Annotated in this window: 16 protein-coding genes; 7 read left to right on the top strand and 9 right to left on the bottom strand. The window is 60.8% G+C overall.

The features are described 5' to 3' along the window. Positions 1-118: 118 nt before the first annotated feature. Together lptG and lptF are read right to left on the bottom strand one after the other, a co-directional pair. The gene (gene lptG / locus IH404_RS06630; protein WP_005785141.1) at positions 119-1198 is read right to left on the bottom strand and encodes an LPS export ABC transporter permease LptG; all 1080 of its coding nucleotides are present in this window, start codon (positions 1196-1198) and stop codon (positions 119-121) included. Continuing rightward, positions 1191-2309, bottom strand: a complete 1119-nt coding sequence (gene lptF, locus IH404_RS06625) for an LPS export ABC transporter permease LptF (protein ID WP_005785139.1) — start codon at positions 2307-2309, stop codon at positions 1191-1193. Before lptF ends, lptG begins: the two co-directional genes overlap by 8 nt. 284 nt (positions 2310-2593) lie before the next feature. Between lptF and IH404_RS06620 the strand changes: the two genes are divergently transcribed. The 5 genes from IH404_RS06620 to rlmF all read left to right on the top strand — a co-directional run bounded on the left by IH404_RS06620 (position 2594) and on the right by rlmF (position 9229). Beyond that, a complete protein-coding gene (locus tag IH404_RS06620; RefSeq protein WP_005785138.1) occupies positions 2594-4084 on the top strand; it encodes a leucyl aminopeptidase in 1491 nt (496 codons plus the stop codon). A 51-nt stretch (positions 4085-4135) separates the two neighbouring features. Beyond that, positions 4136-4564 (top strand): DNA polymerase III subunit chi, encoded by a 429-nt coding sequence (locus IH404_RS06615; RefSeq protein ID WP_005785137.1) that lies wholly within the window; start codon positions 4136-4138, stop codon positions 4562-4564. 8 nt (positions 4565-4572) lie between these two features. Beyond that, positions 4573-4947 carry a hypothetical protein gene (locus IH404_RS06610; RefSeq protein ID WP_005785135.1) on the top strand — a complete coding sequence of 125 codons (375 nt, stop codon included), beginning with the start codon at positions 4573-4575 and terminating at the stop codon, positions 4945-4947. Positions 4948-5159: 212 nt separating this feature from the next. Next, a complete protein-coding gene (locus IH404_RS06605) occupies positions 5160-8006 on the top strand; it encodes a valine--tRNA ligase (protein WP_005785134.1) in 2847 nt (948 codons plus the stop codon). A 203-nt stretch (positions 8007-8209) separates the two neighbouring features. Continuing rightward, on the top strand, positions 8210-9229 hold the full coding sequence (rlmF, locus tag IH404_RS06600) for a 23S rRNA (adenine(1618)-N(6))-methyltransferase RlmF (protein WP_005785132.1): 1020 nt from the start codon (positions 8210-8212) through the stop codon (positions 9227-9229). 78 nt (positions 9230-9307) lie between these two features. Here rlmF and IH404_RS06595 read toward each other — a convergent pair whose 3' ends face one another. Then, entirely contained in the window at positions 9308-9589 is a 282-nt protein-coding gene (locus tag IH404_RS06595) for an HU family DNA-binding protein (RefSeq protein WP_005785131.1), read from the bottom strand. Positions 9590-9986: 397 nt separating this feature from the next. Here IH404_RS06595 and yejK point away from each other — a divergent pair, with 397 nt between their 5' ends. After that, positions 9987-10991 (top strand): nucleoid-associated protein YejK, encoded by a 1005-nt coding sequence (gene yejK, locus IH404_RS06590; protein ID WP_003171997.1) that lies wholly within the window; start codon positions 9987-9989, stop codon positions 10989-10991. Beyond that, entirely contained in the window at positions 10991-11341 is a 351-nt protein-coding gene (locus IH404_RS06585; RefSeq protein ID WP_194440171.1) for a glutaredoxin family protein, read from the top strand. The genes yejK and IH404_RS06585 overlap by 1 nt, the downstream gene beginning before the upstream one ends. A 90-nt stretch (positions 11342-11431) precedes the next feature. Here IH404_RS06585 and IH404_RS06580 read toward each other — a convergent pair whose 3' ends face one another. The 6 genes from IH404_RS06580 to IH404_RS06555 form a co-directional block, all read right to left on the bottom strand. Further along, positions 11432-13672, bottom strand: a complete 2241-nt coding sequence (locus IH404_RS06580) for a TonB-dependent receptor (protein ID WP_194440170.1) — start codon at positions 13670-13672, stop codon at positions 11432-11434. 150 nt (positions 13673-13822) lie between these two features. Continuing rightward, positions 13823-14800, bottom strand: a complete 978-nt coding sequence (locus tag IH404_RS06575) for a FecR family protein (RefSeq protein WP_194440169.1) — start codon at positions 14798-14800, stop codon at positions 13823-13825. Further along, positions 14797-15375 carry an RNA polymerase sigma factor gene (locus IH404_RS06570; RefSeq protein ID WP_005785126.1) on the bottom strand — a complete coding sequence of 193 codons (579 nt, stop codon included), beginning with the start codon at positions 15373-15375 and terminating at the stop codon, positions 14797-14799. Before IH404_RS06570 ends, IH404_RS06575 begins: the two co-directional genes overlap by 4 nt. 7 nt (positions 15376-15382) lie before the next feature. Beyond that, positions 15383-15709, bottom strand: coding sequence for a DUF3325 domain-containing protein (locus IH404_RS06565; RefSeq protein ID WP_005785124.1), 327 nt, complete (start codon positions 15707-15709; stop codon positions 15383-15385). Beyond that, positions 15709-17283 carry a PepSY-associated TM helix domain-containing protein gene (locus tag IH404_RS06560; protein WP_194440168.1) on the bottom strand — a complete coding sequence of 525 codons (1575 nt, stop codon included), beginning with the start codon at positions 17281-17283 and terminating at the stop codon, positions 15709-15711. Before IH404_RS06560 ends, IH404_RS06565 begins: the two co-directional genes overlap by 1 nt. Next, positions 17280-17582, bottom strand: a complete 303-nt coding sequence (locus tag IH404_RS06555) for a DUF3649 domain-containing protein (protein ID WP_032877631.1) — start codon at positions 17580-17582, stop codon at positions 17280-17282. The genes IH404_RS06560 and IH404_RS06555 overlap by 4 nt, the downstream gene beginning before the upstream one ends. Positions 17583-17687 lie beyond the last annotated feature (105 nt).

The following is a 17687-nucleotide window of genomic DNA, read 5'->3' as shown; positions in this document are numbered from 1 at the left end:
CCCGCTGAAAAATAGCCGGGAATTGTACCTGATGCTCAGGCCAGACGTCATCTTTGCTGACCAGAACAAAAATGCCCCACTCACGAGAGCGGGGCATTTTTTGTGCATAAGCGCAGCTTCAACCGGCCCGACGCAGCAGCCAGAACCCGGCCACGGCGCAGATGGCCGTCGGCACCAGCACCGCAAACAGCGGCGAGAAACCGAACACCAGGCTCGACGGCCCGAGCAGATCCTGGGCGATGCGGAAGGTAAAGCCCACCAGCACGCCGGTAAATACCCGCTGGCCCAGGGTTACGGAGCGCAACGGCCCGAAGATGAAGGAGATCGCCATCAACACCAACGCGGCGGTTACCACCGGTTGCAAGACTTTCACCCAGAACGCCAGCCAGTAGCGGCCGTTGTTCAGGCCCTGCTCCTTGAGGTAATGGATGTAGCTCCACAACCCCGAGATCGGCAGCGCTTCGGGGACCATCACCACGGTGTTGAGCAGTTCCGGCTTCAGGGCGATATCCCACTGCTCGGTCGGTGCATTGACCACTTCGGTGCTGGCCTTGGTGCCCTGGCCCACATTGCGGAAGTAGGTGGTGGTGACGTCGCTCAGCTGCCATTGCTCGGCATTGTATTGCGCGCGCTTGGCGAAGCTGGAGGACAGCATGTGCCGCTCTTTATCGAAGGTATAGCGCGTGACACCGATCAACAGGCCGCCTGGCTGCACGGCGTTGATGTGGATGAACTCATCACCCTGGCGGTGCCACAGGCCGTGCTTGGCGCTTTGCGCATCGCCCGAGCCCTGGGCCAGGGCGCGATTGGCCTGGGCAGTGGCTTCGGCCGGGGGCGCGACGTATTCACCGATCAGCACGCTGCACGCCATCAGCAGCAGCATCGGCTTCATCACCGCCCAGACGATACGACCAATGGAAACGCCAGCGGCGCGCATGATGGTCAGCTCGCTGTTGCTGGCCAGGGTGCCCAGGCCGATCAGGCAACCGATCAGCGCCGCCATCGGCATCATGTCGTAGAGACGGCGCGGCGCAGTCAGTGCCACGTAGCTCAGTACATCCGTGACCGTGTAGGTGTCGGTGACGTTGCCCACTTCATCAATGAAGGCGAACAGCAAGGCCAGGCCAAGAATGATGCCCAGTACCGCGAGGATGGCGATCAGTACGCTGCTGCCAATGTAGCGATCAAGCTTAGCCACGGGCCAACTCCTTCAGGCCACGACGGCTCTTCATTTTCAAACGGATAGGTTCCCAATAGAGCAGCCCCAGGCCGATCAACAGGAAAACCCCGTGCACCCACCACAGGCCAAGGGCTGGCGGCAACTTGCCTTTCTCGAGGGAGCCACGGGCGGAAATCAGGATGGTCAGGTAGGCCATGTACAGCAGGATCGCCGGCAGCAGTTTGAGGAAACGCCCCTGGCGCGGGTTGACGCGCGACAGCGGCACGGCCATCAAGGTTACGATAAACACCAGCAGCGGCAAGGACAAACGCCATTGCAGCTCGGCAATGGAGCGCAGTTCCTGGCTGCCGAACAGCGATGCAGTCGGCAGTGCGTCGCGGTCGGTGACCTCGCCGCTGATCTCAGGCTTGGGCAGCATGACACCATAAGTGTCGTACTTGATCGCCCGATAGTCCGCCAGACCAGGGCTGCCGTCGTAGCGGTAGCCATTTTCCAGGATCAGGTAGCGGTTGCCGTCGGGGCGCACTTCCTGGCGGCCGCTGTCGGCCACCAGAATGGAAATGCCACGGTCCTTCTGGTTCTGGCCAAGGTTTTTCTGGGAAATGAACACGCCGCCGAGGTTGGAGCGGTCATCGGTCATGGTTTCGGTATAAGTCACCCGCGTGCCGTCGCTGAGCGCCTGGAAGCGCCCGGGCTCGAGGGTATCGAACTCGGTCATCGCATCCTGCTTGTTCAACAGCAGCTGGAACTGCATGGCGCCCTGGGGCGCCAGGCTCATACTCAACCAGGCCACCACCAGGGCAACGCCGGCGGCCGGCACCATGGTCATGGCCAGCAAACGTTGCTGGCTCATGCCAGTGGCCGACAGCACGGTCATTTCACTCTCAAGGTACAAGCGGCCATAGGCCAGCAATATGCCGAGAAACAGGCCAAGGGGCAGGATCAGCTGCAGCATCCCGGGCATCCGGTAGCCCATGATCAAGAACAACGACCCCGGATCCAGGGCGCCTGCGGCGGCTTGAGCCAGGAACTTGACGAAACGACCACTCATGATGATGACCAGCAACACCGCACTCACGGCACTCAGGGTCAACAGGACTTCGCGGGACAGATAACGGAAGACGATCAAACCAGACACTCCAGGGTTGTCAGGCTAAGGCGGCCAAACAAGCAAGCATACCGAGACGACCCGTTTATCACGGATCGGCTAAAAAGATGGCGCATTATCCTGTGATTGACCGCGCCTGTCACGGAGCTTACTCATGCGCACGCACAAAGCGTGCGCCAAGGGTTGTCAGGCTCCGCCGGCGAGGTTCAAACTGCGGCCTTTGTCCGCTGGCGGTTTACCAAGCTGCCGAGCTTCAAGCCTGAGTACAAACTCCAGGCTCACAGACCTTGATAAGGGACCCGAACATGGAATTGGTTGTAAAAAGCGTTAGCCCCGAAACGTTGAAAACCGCCACCCTCGTGGTCGCTGTCGGCGAAGGCCGCACACTCGGCGTCGCCGCCAAGCAACTGGACGAACTGAGCGGCGGCGCGATCAGCGCGATCCTCAAGCGCGGCGACCTGGCCGGCAAAGTCGGCCAGAGCCTGCTGCTGCAGAGCCTGCCCAACCTCAAGGCCGAGCGCGTATTACTGGTGGGCGTGGGCAAGGACGCCGAACTGGGCGACCGTCCATTGCGCAAGATCATCAGCGGCATCCTTACCACCCTCAAGGGCCTGGGCGGCAGCGATGCGGCACTGGCACTCGACGAAATCGTGATCAAGGGCCGTGACAGCTACGGCAAGACCCGCCTGCTAGCCGAGTCGCTGCTGGACGGCGGCTATGTTTTCGACCAGTTCAAGAGCCAGAAGGCCGAACCCCGCGCCCTGAAGAAAATCACCCTGCTGACCATCAAGGCTGCCCAGGCTGAAGTTCAGCGCGCCGTGACCCACGCCCAGGCCATCGCCAACGGCATGTCGTTCACCCGCGACCTGGGCAACCTGCCGCCGAACATCTGCCACCCGACATTCCTGGGCGAACAGGCCAAGGCATTGGGCAAAGAGTTCAAGGGCTTGAAGGTTGAAGTGCTGGATGAAAAGAAGATCAAGGACCTGGGCATGGGCTCGTTCTATGCCGTAGGCCAGGGCAGCGACCAGCCGCCACGCCTGATCGTGATGCAATACAACGGCGGCAAGAAATCCGAGAAGCCTTACGCCCTGGTGGGTAAAGGCATCACCTTCGACACCGGCGGCATCAGCCTCAAGCCGGGCGCGGGCATGGATGAGATGAAATACGACATGGGCGGCGCGGCCAGCGTGTTCGGTACCCTGCGTGCCGTGCTGGAACTCAAGCTGCCGATCAACCTGGTGTGCATCCTGGCCTGTGCCGAGAACATGCCGAGCGGCGGCGCGGCCCGCCCGGGCGATATCGTCACGACCATGAGCGGCCAGACCGTGGAAATCCTCAACACCGACGCCGAAGGCCGCCTGGTGCTGTGCGACGCCCTGACCTACGCCGAGCGCTTCAAGCCCCAGGCCGTGATCGACATCGCCACCCTGACCGGCGCGTGCATCGTTGCCTTGGGCTCCCACACTTCGGGCCTGCTGGGCAACAACGACGAACTGATCGAGCAACTACTCAGCGCCGGCAAGGCTGCCGACGACCGCGCCTGGCAACTGCCGCTGTTCGATGAGTACCAGGAACAACTGGACAGCCCGTTCGCCGACATCGCCAACATCGGTGGCCCGAAAGCCGGCACCATCACGGCGGCCTGCTTCCTGTCGCGCTTTGCCAAGAACTTCAACTGGGCCCACCTGGACATCGCCGGCACCGCCTGGACCAGCGGCGGCAAGGACAAGGGCGCAACCGGCCGTCCGGTGCCACTGTTGACCCAATACCTGCTGGATCGCGCCAAGGCCTGAAACTGAAGATGCCGGGGCGACCATCCCGCCGCCCCGGCCTCAGGAACCGCAATGACCCAAGTCGACTTCTATATATTGCCCAGCGCCGATCCCCTCGCGCGCCTGGACTTTGCCTGCAAGCTCACCGAAAAAGCCTGGCGCATGGGCCACCGCATCTACCTGCATTGCAGCGATGCCGCCCAACGCGATGAGCTGGATGCCCGCCTGTGGCGCTTCAAGGGCGAAAGCTTCGTGCCCCACGGCCCCGCCGAATCCGAACCTGAAAGCCTGGTAGTCCTGGGTGTGGGCGACAGTTGCGGCGATCACCATGACCTGCTGGTCAACCTGGACCTGAAAGTACCGGCCTTTGCCAAGGCGTTCGCCCGCGTGGCGGAAGTGGTGGTGGAGGACCCGGCTATTCGTCAGGCCGCGCGGGAGAGTTTCCGTTTCTATCGCGAACAGGGCTATTCTCTGCAGGATCACCGGCTACAACGACTTTAGAGCACACGATGGACACTCCCAACCCGCTGAAAAAAGACGACCACCTGCTGGACGACCTGGAGTCGATCCGTCAGTTGCTGGGTGATGACAACCTGCAACCGCCGCTGCTGACCGAAACGGCCGACGGCGAGGTACAGATCCCGCTGCTGTTCGACATGGTCAGCGGCAAGCCTGCCGCGCCGGAACCTGTGGTTGCAGAACCCGCTCCCGCCGCAGAAAAAGCCCCCGATGCCCTGCTCCTGCACCTGGACAATGAACTGCGCGCTGCCGCGCAATTGATCATGCAGGATGTGATCGACGACTTTGCGCCGCATATTGAAGCCGAGATCAAGCGTCGGATGGATGCGCGGATGGAGCGGTTGCTCAGCCAGTACCAGTCCTAAACGACACTGATATTTCCTGTGGGAGGGGGCTTGCTCCCGATAGCGTTGTATCAGCCGATGATTCGGTGGCTGACACTCAGCAATCGGGAGCAAGCCCCCTCCCACATTAGTTTTGCATCAGCCTTAAGTCCGTCTTCAACTCGCCCTCCTCGTCCTCCCCCGTTATACTTGCCGGCTTTCCTGAATAAATGCCAACTAGGGTCCCGCCGCGCATGGATAAGACCTACCAGCCCCACGCTATCGAAACTTCCTGGTACAACACCTGGGAGTCCGAGAACTATTTCGCCCCACAAGGTGCGGGCGACTCGTACACCATCATGATCCCGCCACCGAACGTCACTGGCAGCCTGCACATGGGCCATGGCTTCAACAATGCGATCATGGATGCGTTGATCCGTTTCCGCCGTATGCAGGGTCGCGACACCCTGTGGCAGCCGGGCACCGACCACGCCGGTATCGCCACGCAGATGCTGGTGGAACGCCAACTGGAAGCCACCGGCCAGAACCGTCACGACCTGGGCCGCGAGAAATTCCTGGAGAAAGTCTGGGAATGGAAAGATCAGTCCGGCGGCAATATCAGCCGTCAGATCCGTCGCCTGGGCTCCTCCGTGGATTGGAGCCGCGAGCGCTTCACCATGGACGACGGCCTGTCGGAAGCCGTGAAGGAAGCCTTCGTGCGCCTGCACGAAGACGGCCTGATCTACCGCGGCAAGCGCCTGGTCAACTGGGACACCAAGTTGCACACGGCCATTTCCGACCTCGAAGTGGAAAACCACGACGAGAAAGGTTTCCTGTGGAACCTCAAGTACCCGCTGGCCGATGGCGCCAAGACTGCTGAAGGCAACGACTACCTGATCGTCGCCACCACTCGTCCGGAAACTATGCTCGGCGACGCCGCCGTAGCCGTTAACCCGAACGACGAGCGCTACCAGGCGCTGATCGGCAAGTTCGTCGAACTGCCACTGGTTGGCCGCCGCATCCCGATCATTGCGGACGATTACTGCGATCCTGAATTCGGCACCGGCTGCGTGAAAATCACCCCGGCCCACGATTTCAACGACTATGAAGTCGGCAAACGTCACAACCTGCCGCTGCTGAACATCTTCGACAAGAATGCCGCCGTATTGCCGGCCTGCCAGGTATTCAACCTGGACGGCTCGCTGAACGACAGCATCGACGGCAAGATTCCGGCCGAATATGCAGGTCTGGACCGTTTTGAAGCGCGCAAGCAGATCGTTGCCGCCTTCGACGCCGCCGGCTTGCTGGTCAGCGTCGACGACCACGGCCTGAAAGTGCCGAAGGGCGATCGCTCCGGCACCGTGATCGAGCCGTGGCTGACCGACCAGTGGTATGTGTCCACCAAGCCGCTGGCAGAGCCTGCCATCGCCGCCGTGGAAGATGGCCGCATCCAGTTCGTGCCTAAACAGTACGAAAACATGTACTTCTCGTGGATGCGCGACATCCAGGATTGGTGCATCAGCCGTCAGCTGTGGTGGGGCCATCGTATTCCGGCCTGGTATGACGAGTCGGGCAAGGTCTATGTAGGCCGCGACGAAGCCGAAGTGCGTGCCAAGCACAACCTCGGCGCCGACATCGCGCTGCAACAGGACAACGACGTACTCGACACCTGGTTCAGCTCGGGCCTGTGGACGTTCTCCACCCTGGGTTGGCCGCAGCAGACCGAATTCCTGAAGAAATTCCACTCCACCGACGTGCTGGTCACCGGCTTCGATATCATTTTCTTCTGGGTTGCCCGGATGATCATGCTCACCATGCATTTGGTGAAAAACGAAGACGGCACCCCGCAGGTACCGTTCAAGACCGTGTACGTACACGGCCTGGTACGCGACGGCCAGGGCCAGAAGATGTCCAAGTCCAAGGGCAACGTCCTGGACCCGCTGGACATCATCGACGGCATCGACCTGGAAACCCTGGTGCAGAAACGCACCTCGGGCCTGATGCAGCCAAAACTGGCGAAAAAGATCGAGAAGCAGACTCGCGACGAATTCGCCGACGGCATCGCCAGCTACGGCACCGACGCCCTGCGCTTCACCTTCTGCTCGCTGGCCTCTACCGGTCGCGACATCAAGTTCGACATGGGCCGCGTCGAAGGCTATCGCAACTTCTGCAACAAGATCTGGAACGCCGCGCGCTACGTGCTGGATAAAGGCGAAGACTGCGGCCAGAACGGCGAAGCCTATGAGTTGAGCCTGGCTGATCGCTGGATCATCTCGCAGTTGCAGCGCACCGAAGCCGAAGTGACCCGCCAGCTCGACCAGTTCCGTTTCGACCTGGCTGCACAGGCGCTGTACGAGTTCATCTGGAACCAATACTGCGACTGGTACCTGGAACTGTCCAAGCCGGTATTGTGGGACGAAAACGCCCCGGTCGAACGCCAGCGCGGTACTCGCCGCACCCTGGTGCGCGTACTGGAAGTGGCATTGCGCCTGGCGCATCCGTTCATGCCGTTCATCACCGAAGAGATCTGGCAGCGCCTGGCGCCGCTGGCCGGTATCGAAGGCAAGACCATCATGCTGCAACCTTGGCCGGTGGCCAATGAAGCGCGCATCGATGAGGCCGCCGAAAGCGATATCGAATGGCTCAAGACCCTGATGCTCGGCACTCGCAACATCCGCGCCGAGATGAACATCGGACCGGGCAAACCACTGGCCGTGTTCGTGAAGAACGCCAGTGCCGAAGATCAGCGTCGCCTCAGCGAGAACGACGCGTTGCTCAAGAAGCTGGCCAAGCTGGAGTCGATCACCGTATTGGCTGCCGATGCCGAAGCGCCGCTGTCCGCCACTGCATTGGTGGGCGACATGGAAGTGCTGGTACCGATGGCCGGCCTGATCGACAAGGGCGCCGAACTGGCCCGTCTCGACAAGGAAATCGCACGCCTGCAAGGCGAAGTGCAACGCGTGGGCGGTAAGCTGTCCAACGCGGCATTCGTCGACAAGGCGCCGGCGGAGGTGATCGAGAAAGAACGCGCCAAGTTGGCCGAAGCTGAACAGGCTTTGGGCAAACTGGCCGAGCAACATGCGCGGATTTCCAGCCTGTAAGGCTTGAGTCGCGTAAAGAAAGAGACCTTCGGGTCTCTTTTTTTTCCTCTGTGGGAGGGGGCTTGCTCCCGATAGCGGTGTATCAGTCTCAATATTTTTGACTGTCACACCGCTATCGGGAGCAAGCCCCCTCCCACATTTGACCGGGTTGAGCTCAGGATGTGTGACAATGGCCGCCACTTTGAGCCAACACCAGAATCATCATGACCGCCCCCACTACGCCTAAACCTTCGCGCAAGAAGCCTAAATCCGCTACCCCGGCCAAGCCCGTGGTACCGCGCAAAGAGGCCACCCTGCACCCGCGCAACCGCCACACGGGCCGTTACGACTTCCCGGCGCTGATCAAGACCACGCCAGAACTGGCGAAATTCGTGATCATCAACCCCTATGGCAAGGAAAGCATCGACTTCGCCAGCCCGGACGCGGTGCGGGTGTTCAACCGGGCGTTGCTCAAGTCGTTCTATGGCATCCAGCATTGGGACATCCCGGCCGATTACCTGTGCCCGCCGGTACCGGGGCGTGCCGACTATGTGCATTTTCTCGCCGACCTGCTGGCCAGCGTCAACGACGGCAAGATCCCGCGTGGCTCGATCGTCAAGGTGCTGGATATCGGCATGGGCGCCAACTGCGTCTACCCGCTGATTGGCTACATGGAGTACCGCTGGAACTTCCTGGGCTCGGAGGTCGACCCTATCGCCGTGAGCGCCGCCAAGGCCATCGTGCAGTCCAACGACCTGAGCAAGGTTATCCAGCTGCGCCAGCAGCCCAACCCCAAGCAGATCCTGCTGGGTTTGCTGGAACCCGGTGAGCGCTTTGACCTGACCATGTGCAACCCGCCGTTCCATGCGTCCATGGATGAAGCCACCAAGGGCAGCGAGCGCAAGTGGCGTGCCCTGGGCAAGGCGGATCCGAAACGCAAGTTGCCGGTACTCAACTTTGGCGGCCAATCGGCTGAACTGTGGTGTGAAGGCGGCGAAGCACGCTTTGTGACGCAGTTGATCGCCGAGAGCGCGCATTTTGCCCACAAGGTGTTGTGGTTCAGCACCCTGGTGTCAAAAGCGTCCAACTTGCCTGCGATCGAAACCGCGCTGAAAAAAGCCGGCGTGCTGGAAAGCCAGGTGGTAGAGATGTCTCAGGGGCAGAAGCAAAGCCGGTTTGTGGCCTGGACCTTCCAGACCAAGAACGAACAGCAGATCTGGCGCCAGCGCTGGGTGCGCGATTAACCTTTCATCACAATAAAACCGCAGGCAACAAAAAACCGTGCCCGGATCACTCCGGAGCACGGTTTTTTTTACTGCGTCTTACTTGTTAACAGCGTCGGTCAGGCCTTTAGCCACAACCAGCTTGATAACTTTCTTGGCAGCGATTTCGATGGCAGCGCCAGTCGAAGGGTTACGGCCAGTACGGGCAGGACGCTCGGTTACTTTCAGCTTGCCAATGCCTGGCAGAGTGATTTCGCCGCCATTTTCCAGCTGATCAGCAACGATCTGGCCCAGTTGGTCCAGAGCAGCGCGCGCGGTGGTTTTTGGCGCGTCGATAGCTTCAGCGATATCAGCGATCAGTTGGTCTTTAGTCAAAGCCATTGTGGTGTTCCTTCCCTATCAAATTCATATGGATTGCAGAGTGCAGTGTCAGCCGTCGAGCCCGACCGTCATGGCCTGGCATCCCCGGCTATAACCACGGAGATCGGGGTTATAGATGCTTGAAACGGGGATTGGTTCGACCTGACAAATGCTGAATGCACGCTTAACGCCGAGACTTGGCGTAAGACGGGGCAAAACTAGCACAGAGACGGGGAAATATCCGCCTCAACATACCCATTTGGTCAGCTTTATCGCTCTAAACCGTGAAAAAAAGGCATATGGGCAGTCGGAGGGCATCCAAAATGCCCTTCGGGGCACGTCACGGCCAATGGGTGCGGTACACTGGGCGACTTTTCGGGGAGGCCGCCCCCTCCCCCTTCAACCAGCCGAGAAGCCTATGCCGATCCGTCATTGCATCGTCCACCTGATCGACAAAAAACCCGACGGCACCCCCGCAGTGCTCCATGCCCGAGACTCCGAACTGTCCGAGTCGGCCGCCATCGAGAACATGCTTGCCGACCTCAACGAGAGCTACAACGCCAAACAAGGCAAGGCCTGGGGTTTCTTCCATGCCGAGTCCGGCGCGCATCCGTTCAGCGGCTGGTTGAAGGAGTACTTTGACGGTGGCCAGGACTTCACCACCTTCAGCCGCACTGCGGTGGAACACCTGCAGAAGCTGATGGAGGAGTCCAACCTCTCCACCGGCGGCCATGTGCTGTTTGCCCATTACCAACAAGGCATGACCGACTACCTGGCCATCGCCCTGCTGCACCACAGCGAAGGCGTGGCAGTCACCGACGAGCTGGACGTGACGCCCTCGCGCCACCTGGACCTGGGCCAGTTGCACCTGGCGGCGCGCATCAACGTCTCCGAGTGGCAGAACAACAAGCAGTCCAAGCAATACATCTCCTTTATCAAGGGCAAGAACGGCAAGAAGGTCTCGGAGTACTTCCGCGACTTTATCGGTTGCCAGGAAGGCGTCGACGGCCCGGGCGAAACCCGCACCCTGCTCAAGGCGTTCAGTGACTTCGTTGAAAGCGAAGACCTGCCTGACGAATCCGCCCGCGAAAAGACCAAGACTCTGGTGGACTACGCCAGCAGCCAGGCCAAGCTCGGCGAACCCATGGGCCTGGAAGAACTCTCCGGCCTGATCGATGAAGATCGGCCAAAAGCGTTCTACGACCATATCCGCAACAAGGATTACGGCCTGTCGCCGGAGATTCCGGCCGACAAACGCACCCTCAACCAGTTCCGCCGCTTCACCGGGCGCGCCGAGGGCTTGTCCATCAGCTTTGAAGCGCACCTGCTGGGCGACAAGATCGAATACGACGAAGCCGCCGGCACCTTGATCATCAAGGGCCTGCCAACCCAACTGACCGATCAGCTCAAGCGCCGTAACTGATGCTGGGCGGGGTTTTAAAGAAGGTCCTGCTGGTGTTGCTGGTGGTGGTCGTGATCCAGAACTGGGGCAAGATCGAGCGGGTGTTCAACCCGTCCCAGGTCGTGCCGGAGCAGGTACGCGCCTCTGCGCGGGTGGTGCTCTATGCCACCGAGTGGTGTGGGTACTGCAAGCAGATCCGGCGTTTTCTGGACCAGAAGGGTATCCCGTACCAGGCCGTCGATATCGAGAAGGATGCCCAGGCGCGCAAGGCGTATGAGGCGCTGGGTGGGGGTGGGATTCCGTTTGTGGATGTGAACGGGACTTTGATTCGCGACTACAACCCGGATGCGATCATGGCGGCGCTGAAGTAACCCCCTTCCCAAAAGCACAGCAGAACTAAATGTGGGAGGGAGCAAGTCGAATCGTCGCACCGCCCCTCCCACATTTGGTTTGTGGTGGTCTTAGAAGTTGGCTTCCAGCGACACCATCGCTGTACGCTCCTCGCCCACGTTGTAATACGCCGTACTCGCCCCCAACCCGTTGACCGGCGCCGAGTTGAACGCCACGGTACGCGCCGAACTCAAGTATTCCTTGTCGAAGACGTTGAGCATCGACAGGCGCAGGGTCGCCGACTTGATGACCCTCTTGTCCACCGGTAAGTAAATACCGGCATTGAGGTCAAACACCGTACGGCCTTCGATCTTCTCCTTGTTGGTCAAATCACCATAGAAGCTGCCGACATACTTGCCCGCGACGTTGCCGTAAAACCGCGAGTCGTCGTACCCGAACACCAGGTTGAACATGTTTTCCGGCACGTTGGCCAGTTGCTTGCCCGACGTTGGCAGCAGCACATTCTTACTGAGCAGGTCGTCCTTCTGCTCGGACTGGGTGTAGGTGTACGAGGCGTAGTAGTTGAAGTTGTGCGGCAACAAGCCACTCCACTCCAGCTCCAGGCCCTTGTTATCGACGCTGCCGACGTTAAGCACCATGTAGTCACCGCTGGCGTCGGTGGTCGACACCTGGCGATCCTTGAAACTGATATAGAACAAGGTCGCACTCAGCGCCATGTCGTCTTCAGTGTAGCGCCAGCCCAGTTCCTGGTTCCAGCTCAATTCGGACTTGAGGCTGACGGAGTCGCCCTTGTTGTACAGCACGTAGTTGGGAGGCGTGCGCATATTGCGAGTGACGTTGTAGAACGCCTGGTTGCTTTCGTCGACCTGGTACTTGGCGCTGAAGTTGGGCAGGAACTGGTGGTAACGGGTGTTACGTTTTTCCGCTTTGTCGTAGAGGCTGCCGAGATTGTTGCCGTCGCGCTCGACGTATTGGTAGGCCAGGCCCGCGACAAAACTCAGGTCCGGCGTGGCTTGCCAGTTGTCCTGTACCCAGAGTTTCTGCGCCGGGGTGACGGTGTAATAGTGGCGGCCTTGTACAGTGGCGCCATTCTTGTCGACCACCTGCCCGCCGCTGTTGTAATCGCCCCACACATCATCGGGTGCGCCCTCGCCGTTGATCCCGATAAATGGCTGGGTCTGGCGCTGGCGTGCGCGTTCATACCAGTAGCCGTAGTCCAGACTGTGCGCTTCGTTGATGTCCCACTTCATTTTGGCCGTGACGCCCGGGCGCCAGGTCTCGGTCCATGAAGGGCGGTAATAGTTGGCCGATTGCAGGTTACTCAGGTCGTAGTTGCCGGCCTTGTCAGACTTTGGCCCCAGGTTGGAGGCGGTCTGGCCGCTGAAGCTGCCGCCGTTGGACCAGTAGTAGTACGGCGTGACTGTCAGCGACAGGTTGTCTTGCAATTGCCAGCGCTGGGTCAGCGTGGCGTTTACGCTTTCGAAGGGGTTGCGGTTGAGCTTGTAGGACGCAGACAACAGACCTGCCTTGTACACCGGGCTTTCGGCGTAGTCCTTGCGCCGCCCCTCCGTGTCAAACTGTGATTTGCTCAGGCTGTTGTAGTTGTAGTTTTCCTGTTTGTTGTACTTGACCGTGGCCAGTGTGGAATTGCCGTTGTCACCTTCGAACAAGCTGCTCCACTCGATCTTGTCGCTGCGCAGAGTGCCCTTGCCGCGCCACTTGTCGCCTTCCAGGTGCGACGCCGAGACCCAGGTTTTCAGGCCGCCAAAATCGCCGGTATTAGCCCGCACAAACGTCTTGCGCAGGGCGTTGGCACCTACGATCTGCTTGGCGAATACCCCGGCATCCTTGGTCGGCCGGACAGTGATCATGCCGATGTTGCCGCCGCTGGAGCCAATGTGCGGGCCGTCTGCCTCGGAAGAGCCTTGGGTGGCGAACACTTCGGCGAGGTTTTCCGGGTCACCCAGCTGGTTGGAATACACGCTGTAGTTGCCCGAGTCGTTGATCGGCACGCCGTCGACCGAAACCCCGACCTGGTCCGAACTCATGCCGCGCATGGTGAAGGTGGTGCCGCTGGTGCCGCTGGCGTCATCACTGGAAACGTTGATGCCCGGGGTGTACTTGAGCTTGTCGATGGCGTTGGCGGTGCCCGACATTTCATCCATGGCTTCTTTGGTGACCGTGGAACGCGCCTTGGCACTTTCTTCGCGGATCATATGGCCGTTGCCCAGGGTCTGCTTGCCGGTAACGTTCACCGACCCCACATCCTGTGTGCCATCGGCCAGAACCAGCGGCGCAAAGCCGCCCAGGCCCGATGCCATAAGCAGGGCATAAAGAGTGTTGTAGTTCACGTGTAGATCCCTTACTGACATTGTTGTGTTGTATGGGGCAGAGGTGCTCTTCCTGACCACTTGTTCAGGAACCCAGGGATGATCCACGGCACGTGTAACCGTTTGGTGACAGGTTTTGGCGATTGCGATGAAGGTTTGGTGAAGCGCGCCCTAGCGCAACACGATCATGCGCCCCAGCAGCGAGTGTTGTTCAAAGCCGAGCACCGCTTGCAGCGCATTCAACACCGCCTGCGGATCCTTGCTTGGAAAGCTGCCGCTGACGCGCCTGGCGCCCATCTCATCGTTAAGCAACACGATGCGGCCCGGGTAATAACGGCTCAGGTCCTTGACCACATCCGCCAGCGGCGCCTTGTAGTAATTGAGCCAGCCGTCACGCCAGGCCAGGCGTGACTGGCTGTCGACAGCGTGCAGGGTGTCGGCTACGCCGTCGGCATAGGCCACTTGCTGACCTGCGGCCAGTACCTGTTGCAGGCCCTGTCTGGATGGCGTCACGCCAACCCGTCCGGATAACACGGTGACCTCTGCCCCGGCAGGTTGCAGGCGCACTTCAAACTGGGTGCCCAGCACCCGCGCCTCACCACCGCCCGCCTCCACCACGAAGGGCTGACCCGTGTGGGTCACACTGAAAAATCCCGCACCGCGACGCAGTTGGATATGCCGCGCGCCATGGCTGAAATCCACGGCAATGGCGCTGTCGGCGTCGAGGGTGACCTGGGATTGATCTGCCAGGGTAAAGGTCTTCACCTCCCCCGCCGCCGTCACGTAATCGGCACCTAACTCATCGACCCAGCGCGACGGCTGCCAACCGGCGCCCATCGCCACCATCAGCAGCAGGCTTGCAGCCATCGCCAGGGTGCCGGACCAACGCACCCCACGTGAACGCTTGGAGGTGTTGATCTTGTTGAGGTAGCCCTGCAAGGCCAGCGCATCCTCATCAGCCAGCTGACGTGCCGGCACTTCGCTCAACTCCCACAGCACCTGGGCCTGGGCGTAGGCCTCGACATGCGCGGGATCAGCGCGCAGCCAGCGGCTGAAAGTAGCCTGGTCGCCGCTGCTGGGCTGGTCATGCAACAGGCTCAGCCAGGCCAGCGCAGCCTGTTCCTGGGCGGGTGTGGGCGTAACGTTCACGGTGCTTTCCCTGGCGTGCGTGGAGGCGGTGGTTCGCGAAGGCTGGCCTTGCAGGCTTCGAGGGCGCGCATCATATGTTTTTCCACGGCACTTTGGGACAGCCCCATGGCCTTGGCGATCTCTGCATATTTGCGACCGTGGATGCGGTTGAGCAGGAAAATCTGCCGGGTGCGCTCGGGCAAGCTGCGCAAGGCGGCTTCGACATGGCGCAGATCATTGCCGGCCTCCAGCGCCGCCTGGAACTCGCACCTCTGGTTGTCTTGCTGCTCCGGCAACCAGCCTTCATTGCTGCGCACTCGGGCGCCTTCAGTGCGCAAATGATCGATGGCGATATTGCCCGCGCAGCGCAGCAGGTAGGTACTGAGCTCTTCGACCTGCACCAGGGGGCGGCGCCAGAAACGCAGGAACAAATCCTGCACCAGGTCGGCCGCGGTGGCGCGGCAACCGACGCGGCGGCTGACCAGGGCCTCCATCTGCGAACGCTGGGACAAAAATACCTGCAGGAAATGCGCTCGCCCACCGGCCGCATCGGTGTGCGGGCTGTCCTGGGGTTCCGGCGGTGGACTGATCATCATGGCAGGCTCAGGACAGGGCGAATGCCGCAACAGGGCTGGCCAGCAGGCTCAGGCCCGCCAGGATCAAGGCCAGCCTTGGGCGATAAGGCAGCAGCAACACCAGCAGCAAGGCGCTGAGCATCAACACCGCGCACCACTGCACCAGGCCCTGGCTCCAGCCGGCGGCAAGCACCGCGGGCCAGATCGCGACAATCAGCAGCAACCAACCGCCCACGCGCAGCCCCAAACGCCGAGTGGGCGTGGGTTTGCTGTGCAGCAGCTCGCCGTGGTGACGGTCTGTGGACAGGCATAGCGCAGTAAACCCGGCGTAGCACATCAGCAGCGCGAGCAGCATCAGCTGGCCTCCTGCTTGAGCGTCAGGCCACGTGCACGTTCGGCCTTGGGTTGCGGCGCGGTGCGATGGTGCATCTTCCAGGCCGCCCAGGCGAGAAACGCGCCACTGGCCAGGCAGGTCAGGTCGAAGCCGGCCATGGCCCAGTCGCCATTGACCAGAGAAACACCCAAATGCTGCGAGGTGGTGCTGGCGTTAAGCAGTGGGACCGCCGCAAACAGCAACGCGCCGAAGCTCAGTTGCTCGACCCAACCCTGGCGACCGCGACGCAACATGGCGTGCAGCAGGCTCAGGCCCCAGGCGGTAAAGAAGGCTTGTACTTCCCAGTCGGAACGCTCGGCGAAACTCACCGGCAACAGTCGGTTGGACCAGAAAAACGCAGCGATGGCGATCATCAGCCCGGACATGCTGGCAATGTTCAACACTTCTACCAACCGCAGTTCAAACGGCATCACCGAAGTTTTGGCATGCTTGAGCTGGCGCTTGCCGAGCCAGATCACCAGCCCCGTGCCGATCATCGCCGTGCCCGCCAGGCCGCAGATAAAGTACAACCAACGCAGCACGGGACCGGCAAAATGGCCCATGTGCAAACCATAGAAACTACCACCAATCACCGCAGGCAAAGACGGCTCGCCACTGGCCCGCAACAGCTCGCCAGTGGTGCCGTTGAACGACAGGGTATTGCCAAAGGCGTGCACCACGCTGTCGGAGCCAGCGCGAAACACATTCACCGAGGCGTTGACATCACCAGGGTTATTGACCGCCAGCCGCCCCACATGGCCGCCCGCCCACTGCTCGCGCGCCTGCTGGTACATCGGCAGTAACGGCAGCAACTGACCGGGCTGGCCGAGGGCCGGCGCATTGTTGGTAGCGGGGAACAACTCATCGAAGAACGCCCGGCTGTCGTCGCCATAGGACGCCATGATGGGCGCGGGCATGACCATGTTCATGAAAATCACCAGGCTGCTGTAGGTGATCATCAGGTGAAACGGCAGCACCAGCACGCCCACCGCGTTGTGCCCGTCGAGCCAGGAGCGCTGGCCTTTGCGCGGGCGGAAAGTGAAGAAGTCCTTGAAGATTTTCTTGTGGGTGATGATGCCGGTGATCAGCGCGACCAACATCACCATCGCGGCGATGGTCGACAGCCAGCGGCCCCACGGGTAAGGCATTTGCAGCTGGAAGTGGAACCGATAGAAGAACTCGCCGCCCTTGCTGTCGCGGGCCTGCACGGGTTGGCCGCTGACCGGGTCGAGGGTTTTCTGGATGAAGGTGCCGCGCTTGCCGGGCTCAACCTTGTCTTGCCACATCACGGACAGGCCGGGATCACGATGGGTAGGCAAGGTAATAAACCAGCGTGCGGCCGTGGGCGCCTGTTGTTGCAGGTAATTCTGGGCTACGGCAAGGCTGCGCCCGTCGTCCAGGGGATGGGCCTGCACTTCGGGCTGCATCCAATGGGTAATTTCGTCTTTGAAATAGGCCAGGGTGCCGGTCAGGAAAATCGCAAACAGCAGCCAGCCGAAGATCAATCCGGCCCAGGTATGCAGCCAGGCCATGGCCTGGCGAAAGCCCTCTTTCATGTGCGCGCCACCCAGAAACCAACGCCGGCCAACGTGGCAAACAGCGCACTTGGCACCATCACCCCGGCCCAGGCGCGCCAGGCCGTGCGGCAAGCGAAACACCAGAGCACCGCCAGCAGGTAGAACACGAACGAACTCATCATGCCGGTGACCACCGCATCGGCGCGGGAAGTGGGCAACCAGAGCGCCAGGCAGATGGCGGCCAGGGAGGCCATCAAGTAACCACCGATCACAGCCGCCAGCACGCGCGAGGTGACGGCGAGGCGATAGGAAATGGGCAATGCGGTTTTGCTTTTCATGCGGCAGGCGCCAAGTTCATCAACGCGCAATATTAATGATAAATATTCTCATAAGCAAAAGAGAACGGATGAATCACCTGCCCTGGCCGATTGCCGAAGCTCGTT

Origin of the sequence: Pseudomonas sp. OST1909 (assembly GCF_015277575.1) — a bacterium.
In the GTDB taxonomy this organism is placed as follows: Bacteria; Pseudomonadota; Gammaproteobacteria; order Pseudomonadales; family Pseudomonadaceae; genus Aquipseudomonas; species Aquipseudomonas synxantha_A.
This window is presented reverse-complemented; position numbering and strand designations above follow the sequence as displayed.

What these genes read in the sequence shown, in the direction of transcription:
- yejK (WP_003171997.1), top strand. Translation starts at nt 9,987, where the DNA reads ATGCCGATCCGTCATTGCATCGTCCACCTGATCGACAAAAAACCCGAC.
- IH404_RS06555 (WP_032877631.1), bottom strand. Translation starts at nt 17,582, where the DNA reads ATGAAAAGCAAAACCGCATTGCCCATTTCCTATCGCCTCGCCGTCACC.
- IH404_RS06570 (WP_005785126.1), bottom strand. Translation starts at nt 15,375, where the DNA reads ATGATGATCAGTCCACCGCCGGAACCCCAGGACAGCCCGCACACCGAT.
- IH404_RS06620 (WP_005785138.1), top strand. Translation starts at nt 2,594, where the DNA reads ATGGAATTGGTTGTAAAAAGCGTTAGCCCCGAAACGTTGAAAACCGCC.
- IH404_RS06610 (WP_005785135.1), top strand. Translation starts at nt 4,573, where the DNA reads ATGGACACTCCCAACCCGCTGAAAAAAGACGACCACCTGCTGGACGAC.
- IH404_RS06615 (WP_005785137.1), top strand. Translation starts at nt 4,136, where the DNA reads ATGACCCAAGTCGACTTCTATATATTGCCCAGCGCCGATCCCCTCGCG.
- rlmF (WP_005785132.1), top strand. Translation starts at nt 8,210, where the DNA reads ATGACCGCCCCCACTACGCCTAAACCTTCGCGCAAGAAGCCTAAATCC.
- IH404_RS06585 (WP_194440171.1), top strand. Translation starts at nt 10,991, where the DNA reads ATGCTGGGCGGGGTTTTAAAGAAGGTCCTGCTGGTGTTGCTGGTGGTG.
- IH404_RS06605 (WP_005785134.1), top strand. Translation starts at nt 5,160, where the DNA reads ATGGATAAGACCTACCAGCCCCACGCTATCGAAACTTCCTGGTACAAC.
- IH404_RS06560 (WP_194440168.1), bottom strand. Translation starts at nt 17,283, where the DNA reads ATGAAAGAGGGCTTTCGCCAGGCCATGGCCTGGCTGCATACCTGGGCC.
- IH404_RS06595 (WP_005785131.1), bottom strand. Translation starts at nt 9,589, where the DNA reads ATGGCTTTGACTAAAGACCAACTGATCGCTGATATCGCTGAAGCTATC.
- IH404_RS06565 (WP_005785124.1), bottom strand. Translation starts at nt 15,709, where the DNA reads ATGCTGCTCGCGCTGCTGATGTGCTACGCCGGGTTTACTGCGCTATGC.